This is a genomic window from Candidatus Protofrankia californiensis (assembly GCF_900634765.1).
In the GTDB taxonomy this organism is placed as follows: Bacteria; Actinomycetota; Actinomycetes; order Frankiales; family Frankiaceae; genus Protofrankia; species Protofrankia californiensis.
Window position 1 is genome coordinate 2553 of sequence record NZ_CAAAFT010000230.1, and the last position, 1894, is coordinate 4446.

1 protein-coding gene and 1 pseudogene are annotated in these 1894 nt (G+C 62.4%); both read right to left on the reverse strand.

Features of this window, described 5'->3' with window-relative positions:
* Window positions 1-175: 175 nt before the first annotated feature.
* Window positions 176-868: a sulfotransferase gene (locus tag DD1DGNOD_RS12525; RefSeq protein WP_131770179.1), complete on the reverse strand. Its 693-nt coding sequence runs from the start codon at window positions 866-868 to the stop codon at window positions 176-178.
* 231 nt (window positions 869-1099) lie between these two features.
* Window positions 1100-1678, reverse strand: a pseudogene (locus DD1DGNOD_RS12530) (NodA family N-acyltransferase).
* Window positions 1679-1894: the final 216 nt, after the last annotated feature.

Genomic DNA, 1894 nt, shown 5'->3' on the forward strand with positions numbered 1-1894 from the left:
GACGGAACCTTCTCCCTGCAACCGGCAGAGCGGTTCGTGTTCCTCACCCGTCCCGCCGGCCTCCTGGTCCGTGGAGCGAGGGATCTCCACGGTTGGAGGATTGGTACCTTCTCGCCGCGGGCCGCCGGGCACGCGGCTGCCACGGCCCCGCGTGTCGCCCCGGCGGGATCGCAGCTCATTCAAAGAAAGCCTGGTACGGGGTGCCCCGGAAGTGGTCGCGCAGCTCAGCATAGTTTAGCACCGCTTCGCCGAGCGGGCGCGTCTCCTGCTGTTGCAGGAGAAGACAGCCGGACAGCGGATGCGGGGGAACGCCGAGAAAGTCCCAGATCCTCGCCAGGCATTCCCTCGGGCTGTCCCCCAGGTCCTCATAGTAAATTTCGTGGATCTTCTCCGGCGGAAAACGGGCGAAGATGCGACCGTAGAAGCGCTCTGCGCTTCTGAAGTAGCTCTCGCAGTCTGCGGGTGACAGCTTCACCCGCGGCGGCACTGGCGCCGGGCCGTCCGCGCTGGGGGCCAGCCAGCGGCCACTGTCGCGCGCCTGGGTGAGGGACCGGAATGATTCGAGCAGGTTCCGCCTTTGGAGCGCGATTACTTTCAGGCGCGGCCACGCCGCCAGCTCTTCAAAAAAGGTGGGACGTTCGTGGAACTGAGGTTCATTGATCTTGCAGCCAACGCAACTGACCTCGTATTTTTCGTCTCGCCTCGGAAAGCGCACGAAGGCCAGCTCGAGTAGTTCCCCGTCGGACATTTCTGTACGATCGACGCCGGGCCATCCGGTGTCCCACGGATTAAGTAGCTCTCCATTGGTCAAGACGTTCGGATGCTCGTTGGCCAGTGCCTCCAGGTGGTGTGACCCCGTTCGTGGCATTGTCAGTATGACAAATGGCTCTGGAGTCAACAGCGCCCCTCTCCTGGTTCATCTTCGGGATGCGCGGCTGCATGCCTGCCGACCATGCAGAATGTTGCGATGACCTCTGCTCAGCGAGTAGGTCGAGGATCCGGGGTGTAGAGCATGGGCCTGGTCCGTCGTCTGACGTGAGGGCGATGCGGCGGGCTCCAGGCTCGTCGCCGACCGTATTCGGAGCCGGGTGGGCGCGTGTCACAGCTCGGGTCCATTCCGGTCGATGAGCTCTCCGGCTGGCCACTCGTCCACGGTACGCTCAAGCTTGATGACCACGATGAGAAGATCATCGACACATGTCTTGGAATCTTTTCAAAGGTCGGTGGACCTCACCTGGACTCCGGACACGATGGTCGCGCGGCCGGTCCTCTCGACATGCTCGCGTAACTCGTCGCGGACGGTTCCGAAGCCGAACGGGACTTTCAGGTCCAGCAGCGTCAGATACAGCACGTTGAGCCCGACATGATAACCGACTCCCGATTGCTGTAGATCCGGGCGTACCGCATACAACCCGACCTCGGCGACGAGCTGATCGACCGTGCCGAACCTGATAAAACGACGCAGCACCCCGAAGCGCGCCACCACCCCGCACTCGTCATACCCGACTATCCTGAGCTCGGGTCGCGCTCCGGCCCAGCTACGGCTACCCTCGAAATGTTTCGTGTTCCAGGCACCCACCGCTCCGTAGGTGTTTCGAAAAAACTCGGCGAGCTCCGCTTGATCACCCGGCACGAGCTCATGCTCCCAGTACGTCTTCCATCGAATGTGCGTTTTCATAGGAAACTCTCTCGATTCTTCCGGGACCCCTGACGGGGCACGGGCATCCATTTGACAAACCCTGTCCGATGAGGTTCGGCAGAGCGCCGGACGGTTCGATTCTTCGGACGTGTTGGCGGGCGGCGCCGACCGAACCCGGTGAGAGCATGGACCAGCAGGGACGGCACTTCTCTGCAGGCCGCCAAGGCTTCATCTGCTTGTCCGCCGCACGAATTT